General features: G+C 70.6%; 16 protein-coding genes. 3 read left to right on the forward strand and 13 right to left on the reverse strand.

The genetic code is table 11. The features are described 5' to 3' along the window. From aceE to OG609_RS29660, 5 genes are all read right to left on the reverse strand, one after another. A complete protein-coding gene (aceE, locus tag OG609_RS29640; RefSeq protein ID WP_327275636.1) occupies window positions 1-2670 on the reverse strand; it encodes a pyruvate dehydrogenase (acetyl-transferring), homodimeric type in 2670 nt (889 codons plus the stop codon). Between the two features lie 258 nt (window positions 2671-2928). Then, window positions 2929-3552, reverse strand: a complete 624-nt coding sequence (locus OG609_RS29645) for a GntR family transcriptional regulator (protein WP_093895367.1) — start codon at window positions 3550-3552, stop codon at window positions 2929-2931. A gap of 147 nt (window positions 3553-3699) precedes the next feature. After that, window positions 3700-5514, reverse strand: a complete 1815-nt coding sequence (sucB, locus tag OG609_RS29650) for a 2-oxoglutarate dehydrogenase, E2 component, dihydrolipoamide succinyltransferase (RefSeq protein WP_327275637.1) — start codon at window positions 5512-5514, stop codon at window positions 3700-3702. Between the two features lie 61 nt (window positions 5515-5575). Next, a complete protein-coding gene (gene lpdA / locus OG609_RS29655) occupies window positions 5576-6964 on the reverse strand; it encodes a dihydrolipoyl dehydrogenase (RefSeq protein ID WP_327275638.1) in 1389 nt (462 codons plus the stop codon). 326 nt (window positions 6965-7290) lie between these two features. Continuing rightward, complete coding sequence (locus OG609_RS29660) at window positions 7291-8847, reverse strand: leucyl aminopeptidase (protein WP_327275639.1); 1557 nt, start codon at window positions 8845-8847, stop codon at window positions 7291-7293. Between the two features lie 258 nt (window positions 8848-9105). Here OG609_RS29660 and OG609_RS29665 point away from each other — a divergent pair, with 258 nt between their 5' ends. Beyond that, window positions 9106-9927 (forward strand): endo alpha-1,4 polygalactosaminidase, encoded by an 822-nt coding sequence (locus tag OG609_RS29665; protein ID WP_327275640.1) that lies wholly within the window; start codon window positions 9106-9108, stop codon window positions 9925-9927. Here OG609_RS29665 and OG609_RS29670 read toward each other — a convergent pair. Further along, the gene (locus OG609_RS29670; protein WP_327275641.1) at window positions 9924-10703 is read right to left on the reverse strand and encodes an adenosylcobinamide-GDP ribazoletransferase; all 780 of its coding nucleotides are present in this window, start codon (window positions 10701-10703) and stop codon (window positions 9924-9926) included. The genes OG609_RS29665 and OG609_RS29670 overlap by 4 nt on opposite strands. Window positions 10704-10791: 88 nt before the next feature. Here OG609_RS29670 and OG609_RS29675 point away from each other — a divergent pair, with 88 nt between their 5' ends. Continuing rightward, window positions 10792-11553, forward strand: a complete 762-nt coding sequence (locus tag OG609_RS29675; RefSeq protein ID WP_327275642.1) for a hypothetical protein — start codon at window positions 10792-10794, stop codon at window positions 11551-11553. Here the strand turns inward: OG609_RS29675 and OG609_RS29680 are convergent. The 5 genes from OG609_RS29680 to OG609_RS29700 form a co-directional block, all read right to left on the reverse strand. Then, complete coding sequence (locus tag OG609_RS29680) at window positions 11496-12230, reverse strand: hypothetical protein (protein ID WP_327275643.1); 735 nt, start codon at window positions 12228-12230, stop codon at window positions 11496-11498. The two genes, OG609_RS29675 and OG609_RS29680, sit on opposite strands and share 58 nt — an antisense overlap. Next, the gene (locus OG609_RS29685; protein ID WP_327275644.1) at window positions 12227-14032 is read right to left on the reverse strand and encodes a phosphatidylglycerol lysyltransferase domain-containing protein; all 1806 of its coding nucleotides are present in this window, start codon (window positions 14030-14032) and stop codon (window positions 12227-12229) included. The genes OG609_RS29680 and OG609_RS29685 overlap by 4 nt, the downstream gene beginning before the upstream one ends. A gap of 84 nt (window positions 14033-14116) precedes the next feature. Beyond that, window positions 14117-15229, reverse strand: coding sequence for a nicotinate-nucleotide--dimethylbenzimidazole phosphoribosyltransferase (gene cobT, locus OG609_RS29690; RefSeq protein ID WP_327275645.1), 1113 nt, complete (start codon window positions 15227-15229; stop codon window positions 14117-14119). A 95-nt stretch (window positions 15230-15324) separates the two neighbouring features. Beyond that, complete coding sequence (locus OG609_RS29695; protein ID WP_327275646.1) at window positions 15325-16164, reverse strand: class I SAM-dependent methyltransferase; 840 nt, start codon at window positions 16162-16164, stop codon at window positions 15325-15327. Between the two features lie 61 nt (window positions 16165-16225). Next, complete coding sequence (locus OG609_RS29700; RefSeq protein WP_327275647.1) at window positions 16226-17428, reverse strand: bifunctional adenosylcobinamide kinase/adenosylcobinamide-phosphate guanylyltransferase; 1203 nt, start codon at window positions 17426-17428, stop codon at window positions 16226-16228. Between the two features lie 127 nt (window positions 17429-17555). Here OG609_RS29700 and OG609_RS29705 point away from each other — a divergent pair, with 127 nt between their 5' ends. Next, on the forward strand, window positions 17556-17765 hold the full coding sequence (locus tag OG609_RS29705) for a hypothetical protein (protein ID WP_093893560.1): 210 nt from the start codon (window positions 17556-17558) through the stop codon (window positions 17763-17765). 131 nt (window positions 17766-17896) lie between these two features. On the opposite strand, the gene OG609_RS29710 is transcribed toward OG609_RS29705, so the two are convergent. Both OG609_RS29710 and OG609_RS29715 read right to left on the reverse strand, forming a co-directional pair. Beyond that, a complete protein-coding gene (locus OG609_RS29710) occupies window positions 17897-18973 on the reverse strand; it encodes a S1C family serine protease (protein ID WP_327275648.1) in 1077 nt (358 codons plus the stop codon). A gap of 93 nt (window positions 18974-19066) precedes the next feature. Then, the gene (locus OG609_RS29715) at window positions 19067-19825 is read right to left on the reverse strand and encodes a class I SAM-dependent methyltransferase (protein WP_382907740.1); all 759 of its coding nucleotides are present in this window, start codon (window positions 19823-19825) and stop codon (window positions 19067-19069) included. Window positions 19826-19845: the final 20 nt, after the last annotated feature.

A 19845-nucleotide genomic window follows, 5' to 3' on the forward strand; every position in this document is an offset into this window, starting at 1 on the left:
TCAGAGCCCGTACCGCTCCCGGGCCTCCTTGACCGCGGACGCGGTCACCTCGCCGCGGCGGGCAAGCTGGGCCAGGGCCGCGACCGTGATCGACCGGGCGTCGACGCCGAAGTGGCGGCGGGCCGCATCACGGGTGTCGGAGAGCCCGAAGCCGTCCGTGCCGAGCGAGGACCAGTCCTGCTCCACCCACTGGCTGATCTGGTCCGGGACCTGCCGCATCCAGTCGCTGACCGCGAGGACCGGACCCGGTGCGCCCTCCAGCGCCTGGGTCACGTACGGCACCCGCTGCTCACCGCGGAGCAGCGCCTCGTCGCACTCCAGCGCCTCACGGCGCAGCTCGCCCCACGAGGTGGCGGACCAGACGTCGGCCGTCACACCCCAGTCCGCGGCCAGCAGCTCCTGCGCCTTCAGGACCCAGTGGATCGCCGTACCGGAGGCCAGCAGCTGGACGCGCGGCGCGTCCGGCGTCGCGGGCGTGCCCTCCTTGAAGCGGTACAGGCCCTTGACGATGCCCTCCTCGACGCCTTCCGGCATCGCGGGCTGCGGCTTCGGCTCGTTGTAGACCGTCAGGTAGTAGAAGACGTTCTCGGCCTCGGGGCCGTACATCCGGCGCAGACCGTCCTTGACGATCACTGCGATCTCGTACGCGAACGCCGGGTCGTAGTTGAGCGACGCGGGGTTCGTGGACGCGATCAGGTGCGAATGGCCGTCCGCGTGCTGGAGGCCCTCGCCGGTCAGCGTCGTCCGGCCGGCCGTGGCGCCGACGATGAAGCCCTTGCCGAGCTGGTCGGCGAGCTGCCACATCTGGTCGCCGGTCCGCTGCCAGCCGAACATCGAGTAGAAGATGTAGAAGGGAATCATCGTCTCGCCGTGTGTCGCGTACGACGTCGACGCGGCGATGAAGTCGGCCATGGCCCCGGCCTCGGTGATCCCCTCGTTGAGGATCTGGCCGTCCTTGGCCTCCTTGTAGTACATCAGCTGGTCGCGGTCGACCGGCTCGTACGTCTGGCCCAGCGGGGAGTAGATGCCGGCCGAGGGGAACAGCGACTCCATACCGAAGGTACGGGCCTCGTCCGGGACGATCGGCACCCAGCGCCTGCCGGTCTCCTTGTCCCGCATCAGGTCCTTGACCAGGCGCACGAACGCCATGGTGGTGGCCATCTCCTGCTTGCCGGACCCCTTCTTGAGCGCGGCGAACGCCCGCTCCTCCGGCTCGGGCAGCGCCACCGCGTGCACCCGGCGGGCCGGGGCGGGGCCGCCGAGCTCGGCGCGGCGCTCCTGGAGGTAACGGACCTCGGGGGAGTCGGCGCCGGGGTGGCCGTAGGGCACCAGCCCGTCCGTGAAGGCGCTGTCGGGGATCGGGAGTCCGAGCAGCTCGCGCATGTCCTTGAACTCGTCGACGGACAGCTTCTTCATCTGGTGGTTGGCGTTCTTGGACTCGAAGCCCTTGCCGAGCGTGTAGCCCTTCACCGTCTGAGCGAGGATCACGGTCGGCGCGCCCTTGTGCTCAAGAGCCGCGCGGTACGCCGCGTAGACCTTGCGGGCCTCGTGACCACCGCGGGAGGTGTAGAAACACTCGCCGATCTTCGCGTCGCTGAACAGCTTCGCCAGCTCGGCGAGCGCGGGGTCGGCGCCGAAGAAGTGCTCACGGATGTACGCGACGTCGCGGGTGGCGTACGTCTGGAACTGCGCGTCCGGGACCTCACGGAGTCGGCGGACCAGCGCACCGGTGGTGTCCAGCCGGAACAGCTCGTCCCAGGCGCTGCCCCAGAGCGTCTTGATGACGTTCCAGCCGGCGCCGCGGAACGCGCCCTCCAGCTCCTGGACCACGCGGAAGTTGGCGCGGACCGGACCGTCGAGACGCTGCAGGTTGCAGTTGATGACGAAGGTCAGGTTGTCGAGCCGCTCACGGGCCGCGAGGGCGAGGGCGGCGGTCGCCTCGGGCTCGTCCATCTCGCCGTCGCCGAGGAAGGCCCAGACGTGAGAGTTCGACGTGTCCTTGATGCTGCGGTTGGCCAGGTAGCGGTTGAAGCGCGCCTGGTAGATGGCCGAGAGCGGGCCGAGGCCCATCGACACGGTGGGGAACTCCCACAGCCAGGGCAGCCGCCGCGGGTGCGGGTAGGACGGCAGACCGTCGCCGCCCGCCTCCTGGCGGAAGTTGTCGAGCTGCTGCTCGCTGAGCCGGCCGTCGAGGAAGGCGCGGGCGTAGATGCCGGGGGAGGCGTGGCCCTGGATGTAGAGCTGGTCGCCGGAGCCGTCCCCCTCCTTGCCGCGGAAGAAGTGGTTGAAGCCGGTCTCGTACAGCCAGGCCGCCGAGGCGAAGGTGGCGATGTGGCCGCCGACGCCGTACCGGGCGCCGCGGGTGACCATCGCGGCCGCGTTCCAGCGGTTCCAGGCGGTGATCTTGGACTCCATCTCCAGGTCGCCGTCGAACGCGGGCTCGGCGGCGGTCGGGATGGAGTTGACGTAATCGGTCTCCAGCAGCTTGGGCAGCGCGAGACCGGCTCCCTCGGCGTGCTGGAGCGAGCGGCGCATCAGGTACGCGGCGCGGTGCGGGCCCGCGGCCTTGGTGACGGCATCCAGGGAGGCCGCCCATTCGGCGGTCTCCTCGGGGTCACGGTCCGGGAGCTGGTCGAGCTCGCTCGGAAGCTTTCCTACGGGGTCGGTCATGATCGCCGCCTTCCGGAGTGGAGGGGGGTGGAGAAAGGCCCTGACTGGCAGGACAGGGCGATGGGGCCGGTGGGCCCGCGGAGTGAACTGTAAGTCGCCGATCGATGATCGATCAAAGGATGAAGGGAAAAACTTCTCGATATGAAGAAATTGGCATTCGGTGCCGTGAAACGGGGCACGGAGTGACGGGATTTAATGCATATAAGGGGCGCTCATCTGCACAGGCGAGCGCCCCCCCACGACAGATGGGTACGCCCCTCAGGCGCGCGGTGCGCAGCCGAGCACATGCGCCTTGACCAGCACACCGATGTCCGGGTCCTTCCGCAGGAACGCCTCGATGAGTGCCTCGTGCTCCTCCGCGTACGACTTCTGGACCGTGCCCAGCCACCGGATCGACAGGGCGGTGAACACCTCGATGCCCAGCCCCTCCCAGGTGTGCAGCAGCACGGCGTTCCCGGCGGCCCGCACCATCTCGCGGTGGAACCCCACGGTGTGCCGCACCTGCGCCTCACCGTCGGCCAGCCGGTCCGCCTCGTAGAGCGCCGTCACATGCGGCGCGAGGCGCGAGCAGTCCTCGCCGAGGACCGGAGCCGCCAGCTCGGCCGCGATCTGCTCCAGACCGGCCCGTACCGGATAGCTCTCCTCCAGATCGGCCGCGGTGAGATTGCGGACCCGTACGCCCTTGTTGGGGGCCGACTCGATCAGCCGGAGCGTCTCCAGCTCCCGCAGCGCCTCGCGCACGGGCGTCTGGCTGACCTCCAGCTCGGTGGCGATCCGGCGCTCCACGATGCGCTCACCCGGTTTCCAGCGCCCGCTGACGATCCCGTCCACGATGTGCTCGCGGATCTGTTCGCGCAGCGAGTGGACGACGGGCGGGGTCATGAGGAGCTCCTTCCGGGCAAACCGGTGCCGGCTGCGCCCTCACGGCTGCCGGTGCGACCGGTGGTCCCTAGACAATACGGCGGCGCCCCCGCCCGGAAGTGATCCGGACGGGGGCGCCGCTGGTGAGGCTGGTTACAACGGTGGTGCTCAGAGGCCGAGCTCGACCTCGAACTCACCGGCCTCCAGGATCGCCTTGACCGCGGTCAGGTAACGGGCGGCGTCCGCGCCGTCCACCAGACGGTGGTCGTAGGAGAGCGAGAGGTACGTCATGTCCCGCACCGCGATCGTCTCGCCGAGGTCCGGGTGGTTGATGACCACCGGGCGGCGGACCGTGGCACCGATGCCCAGGATGGCTGCCTGGTTCGGGGGCACGATGACGGTGTCGAACAGCGCACCGCGCGAGCCGGTGTTGCTGATGGTGAAGGTGGCGCCGGACATGTCGTCCGGCGTCAGGCCGCCACCGCGGGCCTTCCCGGCCAGCTCGGCGGTCTTCTTCGAGATACCGGCGATGTTCAGGTCGCCCGCGCCCTTGATGACCGGGGTCATCAGACCCTTCTCGGCGTCCACGGCGATGCCGATGTTCTCCGAGTCGAAGTACGTGATGGTGCCCTCGTCCTCGTTGATCCGGGCGTTGATGACCGGGTGGGCCTTCAGCGCCTGGGCCGCCGCCTTCACGAAGAACGGCATCGGGGACAGCTTGACGCCCTCACGGGCGGCGAACGCGGCCTTCGCCTGGTTGCGCAGCTTCATCAGCTTCGTGATGTCGACCTCGACGACCGAGGTCAGCTGGGCCTGCGAGTGCAGCGCCTTCATCATGTTGTCGCCGATGACCTTGCGCATGCGGGTCATCTTGACCGTCTGACCGCGCAGCGGGGAGACCTCGAGCTTCGGCGCCTTCGCGGCCGCCGGGGCAGCCGCGATGGGGGCCGGAGCAGCGGCGGCGGCCCTGGCGGCCTCCGCGGCGGCGACGACGTCCTGCTTGCGGATACGGCCACCGACGCCGGTGCCCTTGACCGCGCCCAGGTCGACGCCGTTCTCGGCGGCGAGCTTGCGGACCAGCGGCGTGACGTACGCGCCCTCGTCGACCGGAGCCGCCGGGGCGACCGGTGCCGGAGCGGCCACGGGCGCCGGAGCCGGAGCAGCCGGGGTCACCGGTGCCGGAGCGGCGACCGGGGCGGCGACCGGGGCGGCGACCGGGGCGGCGGGGGCCACCGGTGCCGGAGCCGGCGCGGGGGCGGCCGGAGCGACCGGCGCCGGTGCGGGGGCAGCGGCGGCCGGAGCCGGGACCGGGGCGGCGACGGGCGCCGGAGCGGCCGGGGCCGGGGCAGCCGCCGGAGCGGCACCGGCGGCACCGATGACGGCGAGCTTGGCGCCGACCTCGGCGGTCTCGTCCTCGGCGACGACGATCTCCAGCAGCACACCGGAAACCGGGGCCGGGATCTCGGTGTCGACCTTGTCCGTGGAGACCTCAAGGAGGGGCTCGTCCTCCGTGACCTCCTCGCCGACCTCCTTCAGCCAGCGGGTGACGGTGCCCTCGGTGACGCTCTCGCCGAGCGCCGGGAGGGTGACGTCGGTGCCGACGGCGCCACCGGCCGGTGCGGCCGCGACCGGAGCAGCGGCCACGGGGGCCGGAGCAGCGGCAGCGGGGGCCTCGGCGACCGGTGCCGGGGCCGGGGCGGCCGCGGGCTCGGCGGCCGGGGCCGCGGCGGCAGCGGGCGCGCCCGTGCCGTCGTCGATGACGGCCAGCTCGGCGCCGACCTCGACGGTCTCGTCCTCGGCGACCTTGATGGCGGCGAGGATGCCGGCTGCGGGAGCCGGGATCTCGGTGTCGACCTTGTCGGTCGAAACCTCGAGCAACGGCTCGTCGGCCTCGACGCGCTCGCCCTCGGCCTTCAGCCAGCGGGTGACAGTGCCCTCGGTGACGCTCTCGCCGAGCGCCGGAAGGGTTACGGAAACCGACATGGTTTCAGTTGCTCCTTACGAAAGTGCGGAAGTAGGTCGGTCGTCGCGCCCGGTCGACTGATCAGTCGTGGGAGTGCAGGGGCTTGCCGGCCAGGGCCAGGTGGGCCTCGCCGAGCGCCTCGCTCTGGGTCGGGTGGGCGTGGATGAGCTGCGCGACCTCGGCGGGCAGCGCCTCCCAGTTGTAGATCAGCTGGGCCTCGCCGACCTGCTCGCCCATACGGTCACCGACCATGTGGACGCCGACCACGGCACCGTCCTTGACCTGGACGAGCTTGATCTCGCCCGCGGTCTTGAGGATCTTGCTCTTGCCGTTGCCCGCGAGGTTGTACTTCAGAGCGACGACCTTGTCCGCGCCGTAGAGCTCCTTGGCCTTGGCCTCGGTGATGCCCACGGAGGCGACCTCGGGGTGGCAGTACGTCACCCGCGGGACACCGTCGTAGTCGATCGGAACGGTCTTCAGACCGGCCAGCCGCTCCGCCACCAGGATGCCCTCGGCGAAGCCGACGTGCGCGAGCTGGAGCGTCGGGGCCAGGTCACCCACGGCCGAGATGGTGGGCACGTTGGTCTGCATGTACTCGTCGACGAGGACGTAGCCGCGGTCCATCGCGACGCCGGCCTCCTCATAGCCCAGACCCTGCGAGACCGGGCCGCGGCCGATGGCGACCAGCAGCACCTCGGCCTCGAAGGTCTTGCCGTCGGCGAGGGTCACGCGGACGCCGTCCTGCGTGTACTCGGCGCTCTGGAAGAACGTGCCGAGGTTGAACTTGATGCCGCGCTTGCGGAAGGCGCGCTCAAGAAGCTTCGAGCTGTTCTCGTCCTCGACCGGGACGAGGTGCTTCAGGCCCTCGATGATCGTGACGTCGGTGCCGAAGGATGTCCACGCCGAGGCGAACTCGACGCCGATGACGCCGCCGCCCAGCACGATCGCGGACTTCGGGACACGGTCCAGCTTCAGCGCGTGGTCCGAGGAGATGATGCGGTTGCCGTCGATCTCCAGGCCCGGCAGCGACTTCGGCACGGAGCCGGTCGCGAGCAGCACGTGGCGGCCCTGGACGCGCTGGCCGTTCACATCCACCGAGGTGGGGGAGGAGAGCCGTCCCTCACCCTCGATGTAGGTGACCTTGCGCGAGGCGATGAGACCCTGCAGACCCTTGTACAGGCCCGAGATCACGTCGTCCTTGTACTTGTGGACGGCCTCGATGTCGATGCCCTCGAAGGTGGCCTTGACACCGAACTGGTCGGCCTCACGCGCCTGGTCGGCGATCTCGCCGGCGTGCAGCAGGGCCTTCGTGGGGATGCAGCCGTTGTGCAGGCAGGTACCGCCGACCTTGCCCTTCTCGATCAGAGCGACGTCCAGGCCCAGCTGCGCTCCGCGCAGGGCCGCGGCGTAACCGCCGCTACCACCGCCGAGGATCACTAGGTCGAAAACGGTGCTGGCGTCGTTCGCCACGTCACGTCCTCCATGCATGTGCGCCGTACGCCGGGCCCCGTCGCTGGGGGATGACCGGCCGGTCGGCTGGTGTTCGGCCGCTTTTGTTATTCGGCCCTGTGGTGGGGGCCCTGTCCTGCCGAGAACCCATCTTCGCACTTGTTGACGGTGGGCGGGACGCGGGGCCCGGGTCTGAGACGGATGATCATTCGTCTCGGGCGGTTACCGCTGCGTAGAGACCTGCTGATTTCGTTGAGAGCGAAACCTGCCGGATCCGAGCCGCGATGCCACCGGGGGAACACATGCGGCCCCGGACGTATGCCCGGGGCCGTATGTCGGCTGCGACCTCAGCCGAGGTCTCCGGCGGCGGTGCGCTCCGCCAGCTTCACCAGCGTGCGGACCGCGGAACCGGTGCCGCCCTTCGGCGTGTAGCCGTACGGCGCGCCCTCGTGGAAGGCCGGGCCCGCGATGTCCAGGTGCGCCCAGGCGATGCCCTCGCCCACGAACTCCTGCAGGAACAGACCGGCCACCAGGCCGCCGCCCATCCGCTCGCCCATGTTGGCGATGTCGGCGGTCGGGGAGTCCATGCCCTTGCGCAGGTCGGCGGGGAGCGGCATCGGCCAGGAGGCCTCGCCGACCTCCTCGGCGATCTCGTGGATGGAGGTACGGAAGGCGTCGTCGTTCGCCATGATGCCGAAGGTGCGGTTGCCCAGCGCCAGCACCATCGCGCCGGTCAGGGTCGCCACGTCGACGATCGCGTCCGGGTTTTCCTCGGAGGCGCGGGTCAGCGCGTCGGCGAGGACGAGCCGGCCCTCGGCGTCCGTGTTGAGGACCTCGACGGTCTTGCCGCTGTACATGCGCAGCACGTCACCGGGGCGGGTGGCGTTGCCGGACGGCATGTTCTCGGCGAGCGCCAGCCAGCCGGTGACGTTGACCTGGAGGCCGAGACGGGCGGCCGCGACGACGGTTGCGAACACGGCGGCGGCGCCGCTCATGTCGCACTTCATCGTCTCGTTGTGGCCGGCCGGCTTCAGCGAGATGCCGCCCGAGTCGTAGGTGATGCCCTTGCCGACCAGGGCCAGGGTCTTCTCCGCCTTCGGGTGCGTGTAGGCGAGCTTCACCAGACGCGGGCCGTGGGTCGAGCCCTGGCCGACACCCAGCAGACCGCCGAAGCCGCCCTTGACGAGCGCCTTCTCGTCGAGGACCTGCACCTTGATGCCGTGCTCCTTGCCGGCGGCGGTGGCCACGGCGGCGAAGGACTCGGGGTAGAGGTCGTTCGGCGGGGTGTTGATCAGGTCGCGGGCGCGGTTGATCTCCTCGACGACCGCGACGGCACGCTCGGCGGCCGCCTTGAACGCCTTGTCGCGCGGCTTGGTGCCGAGCAGGGCGACCTCGCCGAGCGGCAGCTTCGCACCGTTGCCGTTCTTCTTGTCCTTGGGTGCCAGCTTGTTCTCGCCGCCCTGGTACGCGGTGAAGGCATAGGCACCGAGGAGCGCGCCCTCGGCGATCGCCTCGGCGTCCTCGGCGGACTCGATGGGCAGCGCGAAGCCGGCCTTCTTCGAACCGCTCAGGGCACGGGCGGCCGAGCCTGCGGCCCGGCGCAGCGCCTCGGCGTCGTACGCCGCGTCCTTCTCCGGGACGGAGCCGAGTCCGGCCGCGACGACGACCGGGACCTTGAGGCCGTCGGGCGCGGGGAGCTTGGTCACCTCGCCCTCGGCACCTGCGGCGCCCAGGGCCTTCAGGACGGTGGCGAGCTTTCCGTCGAACGCCTTGTCCACGGCCTCGGCGCCCGGTGCGAGAACCAGGTCCCCAGACTTGGATCCAGCGCCCTTGGCGACGCCGACGACGAGTGCGTCGGCGCGCAGCGTCGCCGCACCGGCAGTGCTGAGAGTGAGAGCAGTCACGGTGGTGAAATCTCGCTTCCGTTGAGTTCGTTGTCGGTCGATGGGTGGGCCGACCGTGCCCGGCGCATCGTAGACGCCGCCGCAATGTGCCGGGAATGAGCCTACGCGCGCCTTTGCTGCGGGATCACGTCGGCGGGCCGTCGGTGGCCCGTTGTGGCGGCGATGCCCCGGTTCCGGGCGGCCGGGGCCGGGGCCGTGCGGCTGGAACGGGCCGTGGAAGTAGGCTCGTTGGAGGTGCCGGACCGACGGGGGAGAACCATGCGCGCCTGTGGGGCTGCACGGCCGGGACCGGCGCTGCCGGTCACCGTACTGATCCTGCTGGCCCTGCTGGCCGGCTGCACCTCGGCGCCGGAGCCCGCCGGCACGGGCCGTTGGCGGCCGGAGCCGGGCATCGGCTGGCAGTGGCAGCTCTCCGGCCGGCTGGACCCCACGGTGGACGTCCCGGTGTACGACATCGACGGCTTCGAGCACAAGGCTTCGGCCGTCGCGGACCTGCATCGCAGGGGCCGCAAGGTGATCTGCTACCTCTCCACCGGTGCCTGGGAGGAGTTCCGCCCGGACGCCGGGAAATTCCCCGCCTCGGTACAGGGAAAGGGCAACGGCTGGGCGGGGGAGCGGTGGCTCGACATCCGCCGCACGGACGTCCTGGAGCCGCCGATGGAGGCGCGGATCGCGATGTGCGCGAAGAAGGGCTTCGACGCGGTGGAGCCCGACAACATGGACGGCTACCGAAACCGCACGGGCTTCCCACTGACCGCCGCCGACCAGTTGCGCTACAACCGGCTCATCGCCCGTATCGCCCACCGCCATGGACTCGCCGTCGGTCTGAAGAACGACCTCGACCAGATCCCGGAGCTGGAGCCGGACTTCGACTTCGCGGTCAATGAGCAGTGTGCGCAGTACGGGGAGTGCGACGCCCTCACACCTTTTGTGAAGGCGGGCAAGGCCGTCTTCCATGTGGAGTACGAGCTGCCGGTCGCCCGGTTCTGCGCCGGGTCGAAGCGGCTCGGGCTCAGTTCGCTGCGGAAGAGGTACGAGCTGGGTGTGTGGCGCCAGGAGTGCCCGAAAGCCCGCCCCTAACCGAGTGCCAGGACCACCAGGGCCGCCGTCGCCGCCGTCTCCGCCAGTGCGCCGAAGACATCGCCGGTCACCCCGCCGAAGCGCCGTACACAGTGCCGCAGCAGGAGTTGGGCGACGCCGAGGGCGGTCAGCGCGGCGAGGGCATGGTGCAGCGCCCCGTACCCGCCGAGGAGCGCACCGGCACCCGCACAGGCCGCGACCGTGACGGCCCCGACCGCCACCGCGGCCCGGACCGTGACCGTTCCCGCCACCGCCGCACCCAGCCCCTCCGGACGGGCCGCCGGTACGCCCTGACGGGAAGCCAGGGTGAGCGCCAGCCGGGCGGTGACCGCGGCGACGGCCGCCGCCACCGCGCCGTGCGCCCAGCTCTGCCCGTAGAGCTGGTAGAGGACCGCGACCTGGGCCAGCAGCACGAACAGCAGGGTGATCACACCGAATGGGCCAATGTCCGACTGCTTCATGATCCGCAGAGCGTCGTCGGCGGGTTTGCCGCTGCCCAGGCCGTCGGCGGTGTCCGCGAGACCGTCCAGATGCAGACCCCGGGTCAGCACCGCCGGCACGGCGGCGGAGGCGACCGCCGCGAGCAGCGGACCGGAGCCGAGCAGCAGCAACAGACAGCCGGGCACAGCTGCGAGCAGCCCCACGACGAGACCGGCCGTCGGCGCGCACAGCATCCCGGCGCGGGCGGCCTGACGGTCCCAGCGGGTGACGTGGACGGGGAGCACGGTCAGGGTGCCGAAGGCGAAGCGCAGGCCATGGCTGTTCAGGGAGGTCACGGCGCGCAGGCTAATCGCTGTGACAGGCCGATAGATTGTGCATAAGGCGACATATCATGGCAAAAGCAGCTTATCGGGAGTGGGTGGCATGGGTCACTGGTTCGATCAGAACATCCTCGAGCCGGGAAAGCTGCCGCTGCTCCTCGCCCTGGCAGCCTTCGTGCTCACCTTCGCCATCACCCGGGTCATCACGCGGATGATCCGGGCAGGGAAGGGCCCGTTCCGCAACATCACGCCCGGCGGAGTGCATGTCCACCATGTGGTGCCCGGTGTGGTGCTGAGCGTCATCGGTGGCTTCGGGGCGGTCGCCAGTGGCCGCCAGGGTGTCACCGCGGGGGTCTGCGCGGTGATCTTCGGTATGGGTGCGGGTCTCGTGCTGGACGAGTTCGCCCTGATCCTCCATCTGGACGATGTGTACTGGACCGAGGAGGGCCGCCAGAGCGTGGAGGTCGTGGTCCTCACCGCGGCGCTGGTGCTGCTGGTCCTGGCCGGCTTCTCGCCGCTCGGCGTGAACGAGCTGAGCAGCGACCAGCAGCAGGGCAGGCTCGGCGTCGTCCTGACCCTGGTCGTCAACTTCTGCTTCGTGCTGATCTCCCTGTTCAAGGGCAAGGCGCGGCTCGCGGTCGTCGGCACCCTCGTCCCGTTCGTCGCGCTGATCGGGGCGATCCGGCTGGCCCGGCCGACCTCGATGTGGGCGAGGCGCTTCTACCGCAACCGCCACCGCGCCCGCGCCCGGGCGGTGCTGCGGGCCTACCACCACGATGTGCGCTGGGTGGGCCCGCGCCGCAGATTTCAGGACCTGATCGGCGGCGCGCCGGACCGGGTTCCGGCGCCCGGGCGTAAATCCTGAGCCCTGCGCCGCAGTTGCCGGCGCCGGTCCCGGCGGAGCGTGACAGCGCACAGCACGAGGACCGCGGCGATCGCGGCCAGATGCTCCTTGCCCGCCAGATTGTTCTTGAAGATCATCTCGGCCACCATCGTCGCGATCACCAGCGCCCCGGTGAACCAGGCCCGGTAGACGTAACACACGTAGACGGCCAGCCCGACCACCGCCGCCGACGGGCCGGTGTCGATGATCCGGGCATCGGAGGCGGGCAGCCCGAACAGCCCTTCGGGGTCGATCGAGACACCGATCCGCGCGTACATCGTTCCGGCCAGCGTCGCGACGTACGCGATCAGCAGCGTGCGCCACCGGCCCAGACAGATCTCGGCGGTCCCGAACACCACCAGGATCTGCGCCAGCGCCCCCCATACCGGCAGGTCCAGCGCCGGGACGAACAGTGACAACGGGGTACGCAGCAGGGCTTCCCACAGCGGATCCTCGGCCCGCACCGCCCCGAGCTCGCGCACCGGCCCGGCGCCCCACGACTGGTTCTGCACCGTATGGAGCAGTGCCGTCAGGCAGACCGAAGCCAGCGTCATCGGGACAGCCTGCAGCCGGGAGGCGGCGAGCCCTGCGCGTACGGTCCCCGCGAGCGGACCCCACTCGTGGCGAGCAGCCCGGCCCAGCGCGTGTACGGGTCTCATCCACCGGCCCCGAGATGCGAGCGGTGCATCCACTTGGGCAGACCGGGTGCCTCCAGGAACCCCTCGGCCCGGCCTGCGGCGAGGCCGATGCGCAGGAGGTCGGAGCTCTTCTCGAAGAGCATGAAGCGCGGCTCCCAGATCGGTCGGTACTTGGCGTTGGCGCGGTAGAGCGACTCGATCTGCCACCAGCGCGAGAAGAAGCTGAGCATGGAGCGCCACAGCCTCAGCACCGGTCCGGCGCCGAGCCGTGAACCCCGCTCGAAGACGGACCGGAACATCGCGAAGTTCAGTGAGACCTGGGTGATCCCGATCTCTTCGGCACGCTGCAGGAGTTCGATGACCATGAACTCCATCAGGCCGTTCTCGGCGTCCCGGTCGCGGCGCATCAGGTCCAGCGAGAGGCCGTTCGGTCCCCATGGCACGAAGCTCAGTACGGCGCGCAACTCGCCGGGCCCGCCGCCCACTTCGGTGGGCGAGTTGCGGCATTCGAGCATCACGCACTGCCCGTCGGCCGGATCGCCGAGCCGGCCCAGCGCCATCGAGAAGCCGCGTTCGGTCGCCCCGTCGCGCCAGTCGTCGGCGCGCCGCACCAGTTCGGCCATCTCGTCGTCGGGGATGTCGGCGTGCCGGCGCACGGTCACTTCGTACCCGGCGCGCTTGACCCGGTTGTACGCCTGGCGGACGGTCCGCATCGCCCGTCCTTCAAGGGTGAACTCGGCGGTCTCCACGATCGCCTCGTCGCCCAGCTCCAGGGCGTCCAGGCCGTGCCGCGCGTAGACGGTGCCGCCTTCCTCGCTCACCCCCATGACCGCCGGGATCCAGCCGTGTTCGCGGGCCTCGGCCAGCCATGGGTCGATCGCTCCGGGCCAGGCCTCCAGGTCGCCGATGGGATCACCGGAGGCGAGCGAGACCCCGCCGACCACCCGGTAGGCGACGGCGGCCTTCCCGGTCGGCGACCAGATGACGCTCTTCTCCCGACGCAGCGCGAAGTAGCCGAGCGAGTCCCGGTCGCCGTGCCTGTCGAGCAGCACGCGCAGCCGGGCCTCGTCCTCGGCAGTGATCGGGTCGACGGCCCGGCGGGCCCGGAACGCCGCGTACACGACGGCGATCAGCAGCAGTGTGGAGAGGATGTTGATGCTGACATTGACCCAGCCGGGAGTGGTGATTCCGGGGTAGTTGGTGTCGTTGTCGGTGATGGAGACCAGCCGCAGGGCGCCGTAGCGCCAGCGGTCCAGGAAGGCCGAGCGGGATTCGTCGTGCGCGGTGTTGGTGAGGGTGACCAGGCCCGCGGCGATCAGCGAGGTGACCAGCAGCCCGCCGACCGCGACGATCGCGGCCAGCTTGGGGTTGGACCGGTCGCCCTTCGCGTAGAACTCGCGCCGGCCGAGGGCCAGCGCCAGTACGAAGGCGGTGGTCAGTACCAGCGAGATCCAGTTCTGCGGGTACTGCCGGACCTCCGGGAACGGGATCACCAGGACGAAGAGCAGCAGCAGAAGGCTGCTCACCACCATGTTCACGATCCAGGCGGCGCGCTTGCGGCGGCGCATGGTGATCGCGAGGAAGAGCGCGACCACCCCGGAGGAGAAGCCCGCGGTGAGCAGGTAGGGCGTGAAGTAGTTCGCGGTGTTGTGGCGGCGCAGATCGTTGCCGAGAGTGACCCAGACGGCGCTCAGGAAATTGATGAACGATACGACGCGCAGGTACCAGATGGTGAACGCGGCACTGCGGCGTGACCGGACGGTGCTCGGTGCCCGGGTGCTGTCCCGCCGGGATTCCTCGGTGGCCAATCGGACCTCTCCCATGAAAACGATCATATGGTGCATCGCGCAACATGAGGGGACTGCGCTGCGGCCGGTTTGTGGCCGGCCGCAGCGCTGCCGGGTCCGTCAGCCGTCGGTCGCGTCGCGGTCCGCGTCGCTTCCGTCGGCCCCTTCGTCGGCACCGTCCTTCTCGTCGGCGACGGGTGCGCGCTCGGGCAGCTCCGCCGCCAGCGCGGCCGCGGCCCGAACAAGCGGAAGTGCGAGCAATGCCCCACTTCCTTCGCCCACGATGACGCCGTGGTCCAGCAACGGGTTGAGTGCCATCCGGTCCAGCGCCTTGGTCTGCGCCGGCTCGCCGCTCGCCTGACCCGCCAGCCACCAGTCCGGCGCCCGGAAGGCCGCCCGCTGGCCCACCAGCGCACAGGCCGACGAGACCACACCGTCCAGAATGACCGGCAGCCTGCGCACCGCGCACTGCAGCAGGAACCCGGTCATCGCCGCCAGGTCCGCACCGCCCACCGTGGCCAGCAGCTCCAGCTGATCACCGAGGACCGGCCTGGCCCGCCGCAGCGCGTCCCGGATCGCCGCACACTTGCGCATCCACGCCAGATCGTCGATCCCGGCACCGCCGCGCCCGGTGACCACCGAGGCGTCCGTGCCGCACAGGGCCGCGATCAGCGTGGCCGCGGCCGTCGTACCGCCGACGCTCAGATCGCCGAGCACCACCAGATCGGTGCCCGAGTCGGCCTCCTCGTCGGCGATCGCCATGCCCAGACGCACCGCCTGCTCGGCCTCCTCGGCCGTCAGCGCGTCCTCGATGTCGATCCGGCCGCTGCCGCGCCGCACCCGGTGACGGACCACCGACTCGGGCAGCAGCTCGGGGTCGCAGTCCAGAGCGGCGTCGACGATCCGCACCGGTACGGAGAACTGGCGCGCCAGCACGGCGAGCGGAGTCGCACCCTCCAGCGTGGCCCGAACCAGCTCGTACGCAGTTCCGGCCGCGCGCCCGGAGACACCCAGTTCGGCAACCCCGTGGTCACCGGCGAAGAGCACCACACGCGGCTGCTCGATCGCCTTGACCGGTACGGACTGCTGGGCGGCCGAGAGCCATTCGCCCAGCTCGTCCAGGCGGCCGAGGGCGCCCGGGGGAACGACCAGGCGCTCCCGCCGTTCCTCGGCGTCGCGCCGTACGCCGCCGTCGGGGCGTTCGATCAGGTCGGAGAAGTCGTCCAGATTCACGGGGGTCTGCCTCGCGGGTCGTTACGTGGAGTGGGCGGGTGAGCCCGGCGGCGGGCTCACTGCGGAACAGTACCCGCCACGTTTCTGACACCCGGTCAGTGCGAGGTTCTGCCCCCGAACCGCAGCTGCGTCATCGCGGGCGTCAGGGTCCGCAGCCCCGGGAGCAGCGACTGGATCCGGATCAGCTCGCCCATCGCGCCCCGCCCCCGCGGCAGCCGCAGCGCCCGCACCTCGGTGATCCCCGGGTGCGCGCTGCGCAGCTTGTGCCGCTCGCCGGGGTTCATCGCCCAGCGCATCGGCGGAATGGTCATCGCGCCGACCTTCGATGTGCCGGCCACCGTGCCCCTGGCCAGCCAGCGCGCCATCGTGTCCAGTACGAGGACACCGCCGGGCAGCCGTTCGGCACAGGCCGCCAGAATCCTCCGTACCTCCTTGGGGGGCAGATACATCAGCAGACCCTGTGTCGTGACGACAACACCGCGGCCATCCGGGTCCTCGATCTCGTCCAGCCAGGACAGATCGGTCGCCGAACGGGACAGGGTGCGCAGCCGGTCCGAGGCGGGCAGCAGCGCCCGGCGCAGCTCGGCGACCTCGGGCAGCTCCACGCTCAGCCAGTTCAGCCGGCCGTTGTCGACCCTCCAGAAGCCGGTCTCCAGACCGTCGCCGAGCGCGACCACAGTGGCCTGCGGCCGGTCGGCGAGATACCCCTGCACGGCCAGGTCGAAGCAGCGCGAGCGCAGCCCTTGGGCCTGTGAGTGGAACGCGTTCGGCCGCCCGAACCGTTCCTCGAAGGGGTAGTCCAGATCCTTCAGCAACCGGAGCGCCATCGGATCATCCAGTACGGGATAGGGCCGCCCCGCCTCGTACGCCCGGTTGTAGAGCGTCCACAACAAGGTCTCCGGAACCCCGTTCAGCATCGGTCGCACACGTGCCATGTCCGCTCCTCCTGTTCTCGCGTTCCGTTCCTGCCTTGCGTTCCGCGTTCCCGAGTCCCGGTCAGCCGCGCAGCGTCAGCACCTGTCCGGACACCACCAGCAGCACCTGTTCGCACTCGTCGGCGAAAGCGGCGTTCAACCGGCCCAGCTCGTCCCGGAACCGCCGCCCGGCAGCCGTCGCGGGCACCACGCCCGAGCCGGTCTCATTGGTCACGGCGACGACCGTGCGCCGCGTTCCGCGCACCGCGGTGACCAGCTCGGCGGTCCGCTCCCGCAACGCGCTCTCGCCTCCGTTCGCCCATGCCGCGTTGTCCCAGGCATCCACCCGGTCCATCGCATCCGTCAGCCACAGCGACAGACAGTCGATCAGCAGCGGGGGCCCGTCGGACTCCAGCAGCTCCACCAGCTCACAGGTCTCCTCGGTGCGCCAGGCGGCCGGCCTGCGGTCCCGGTGCAGCCCGATCCGGGCCGCCCACTCCGCGTCCCCTTCCCTGCCTCCACCGGTCGCCACGTAGACCACCTCGGGGAACGTCTCCAGACGCCGCTCGGCCTCCACCGACTTCCCCGACCTGGCACCGCCCGTCACCAGCGTGCGCCGCGGCACGTCCGGCACCGAGTGGTACTCACCCACCACCAGCGTCGTCCCGTCGGGCACGGCCCGCGCGCCGGCCGCCGCGAGCCGCCGGTCCAGTTCGGCGCCGGGCGGTGCGTCATGGTCCAGATGGACGGCGATGATCTCGGTGGTCGGTCCGATCGCCTCGACGGCCCGCAGCCGCGCCACCGCGTCCGGCCGCCCGACCACATCGCCGACCACCATGTCGTAGGGCTGTGCCACCCGGTCCGCGAGACCGGAGGGCGCGGCGCCCGGCGGCAGGTAGAGCAGCCGTGCGCCCTCCGGAGCCGTCACCTCGTAACCCGTCCCCGGCGCGTCCATCGGCACCGCCCTCACCCGGTGACCGCTGATCAGCGTCAGCTCCCGCCCGTCCGGCACCCGTCCCGCCGGAGGCAGTCCGGCAGGCAGCTCCACGGCGGGCCCGTCGTGCGGATGGGTGAGCAGCACCTGCCGTACGCCGGTGAGCGAATGCCCCGCACGGGCTGCGGCGAACACGGCCCCCGGGGTGAGATCGAGCAGCAGCGCGTCGTCGACGAGCAGCGCGGTCGCGGCCCGCGAGCGCATACCGCGGGCGGTGGCACAGGCGGCACAAGGACATTCGGGCCGCGGCAGCCCGTCGGGGGCTCCGGTGCCGAGCAGAGTCAGTTCCACACCTCCGATCCTCCCGCGTCCGCGCAGCGGGTGCGCGACCTGGGGGTGCCCGGGCGGGCGCAGGACCCGTTCCCGCACTGGTTGGAGGCACTAGGCTGCGGGCAGCAAAGTGACCCAGGAGGCGGACATGGCGTGGACGTGGCGGTTCGAGAAGTCCGACGGTACGGAGACGGAGCCGGCCCTGCAGCCGGAGGAATTCACTACGCAGGGCGACGCGGAGTCCTGGATCGGTGAGTACTGGAAGGAACTCCTCGACGGCGGGGCGGACCAGGTGACGCTCTTCGACGACACGACAAAGATCTACGGCCCCATGAGCCTCCAGGCCGACCAGGGCTGATCCGCCCCGGCGCGTGAACAGCCGTACGGGCTCGGGCCTGTCTCCGAGCCCGTACGGCTGACGATCGGGGTCGTACGGCGGTCATCCGGTCCGAACGACCCGGATCAGGCCGGTACGGCGGCGACCGGGAGCTAGATCTCGCCCAGGGTGACCTGCGCCGTCTTCTCCGCCCCGTTGCGCAGATACGTCACCGTGACCTTCTCGCCCGGCTTGTCCGAGGCCAGCGCCTCCGACAGGGAGGTGATCGTCGGGACCGGCAGATCGCCGAGCTTGGTGATGACATCGCCGACCCGCAGCCCCGCCTTGTCCGCGGCGCCGCCCTTCGTCAAGCCGACCAGCGCCACCCCGACCGGATGGTAGGTGTCGTCGACGACCGTGCGTCCGGTGATGTTCAGCGCCGCCCGGCCCGAGTCGGTGACCTTGCCGCTCTTGATGATCTGATCGGCGATCGTCTTCACCATCGACACGGGGATCGCGAACCCGATCCCCGGCGCCGCGCTGTCACCCATCTGCGGGTCGATCGCCCCCAGCGTCGGGATGCCGATCACCTCGCTGTTCAGGTTGACCAGCGCACCGCCGCTGTTGCCCGGGTTGATCGCCGCCGAGGTCTGCACCATGTTCGCGATCGTCGCGCCCGTGCCACCGCCCGCGCTGCCTTCGCTGACGGTCCGGCCGAGCGCCGAGACGATGCCCTGGGTGACGCTGGAGGACAGCCCGAGCGGCGAGCCCATCGCCAGCACGATCTGTCCCACCGCGACCTTCTCCGAGTCGCCGAACTTCGCGGGCTTCAGCCCTGCCGGGACGTCGGCGAGCTTGATGACGGCCAGATCCTGTTCCGGGTACGCGGCGACCAGCGAGGCCCGCAGCACCTTCTCGCCGGTGGCGACGGTGACCTTGAATGTCTTCTCGTTGCCGACCACATGGGCGTTGGTGACGATATGGCCCTTGGAGTCGTAGATGACGCCGGAGCCCAGGCTGTTGGAGGCTTCGATCTGCACGACCGACGGCAGGACGTTCTTGATCACGTCCTGGTATTCGTTCTGCAGATCGCCGACGGTCCGGGAAGCGGAGGCCGACGTGGTGGGTTGGGCCGCCGGAGAATCGGAGTTCGCGTCCGAGCAGCCGCTCACCAGGGCGACTGCGCAGGCACCTGCGGTCAGAGGCAGCAGCAGACGGCGTACACGGCTGCGGGAGTGGGATGCATCCATGTCCGAATTATCACTTTTAACCCTTTTGGAGGCCCGTTGGGTTCGGCCGACCGGGTACGTCGCCGGACAACTCCGGCGACGTACCGGAAGGTTCTAGCCCCGCACTCCGCACAGATGAAGCAGCGCGGCCACCCGGCGGTACGGATCGGTCCGTCCGGCGCGGTCCTCCGCGGCCAGCACCCGCTCCAGCTCGTCGGCGGCCGGCAGCTCCACGTCGTTGCTCACGTTGTCCGTGAAGACGCGCACCCCGTACCAGGCGTGCAGGGGCGCCGCGATACCGGCGAGCGTGGCTGTCAGCGCGTCCAGCCGGTCGGCCCTCACCGCGAGCCCCAGCCGATTGGTGTACGCATCCGTGTCGAAGGCGGCCAGTGCCACGTCCCAGTCCCCGGCGGTCCCGGGCCGCATCGCCAGTGCATCGGCGTTCCGTACGAGCAGCGAGAGCAGTCCGCCCGGGGCCAGCATCCGGGCAAGTCCGGCCAGCATCGCGTCCGGCTCCCGGACATACATCAGCACGCCGTGGCAGAGCACCACGTCGAAGCTGCCGGGCAGGAAGTGCACCCCGGTGTCCAGGCCGTTGCCTTCGATGAGCCGGACCCGTTCACGGATGCCTGCGGGCTCGCTGCCGAGCGCCTCACGGGCCACCCGCAGCATCTCGGCGTCGGACTCCAGGCCCGTCACGCTGTGACCGGCCCTGGCCAGGCGCAGCGCCTGGGTGCCCTGGCCCATGCCGACGTCGAGGATGCGCAGCCGCTGCCCGACCGGGAAGCGGGCCGCGATCTGCTCGTCGATCTGCCGGGCGACGAGCTCCTGGCGGACGGTGTTGCGCAGCCCGCCGAGCCCTTTCAGCCACACCGAGGAGGCTCCCGAGAATC

The sequence above is a fragment of the Streptomyces sp. NBC_01224 genome, from assembly GCF_036002945.1.
In the GTDB taxonomy this organism is placed as follows: Bacteria; Actinomycetota; Actinomycetes; order Streptomycetales; family Streptomycetaceae; genus Streptomyces.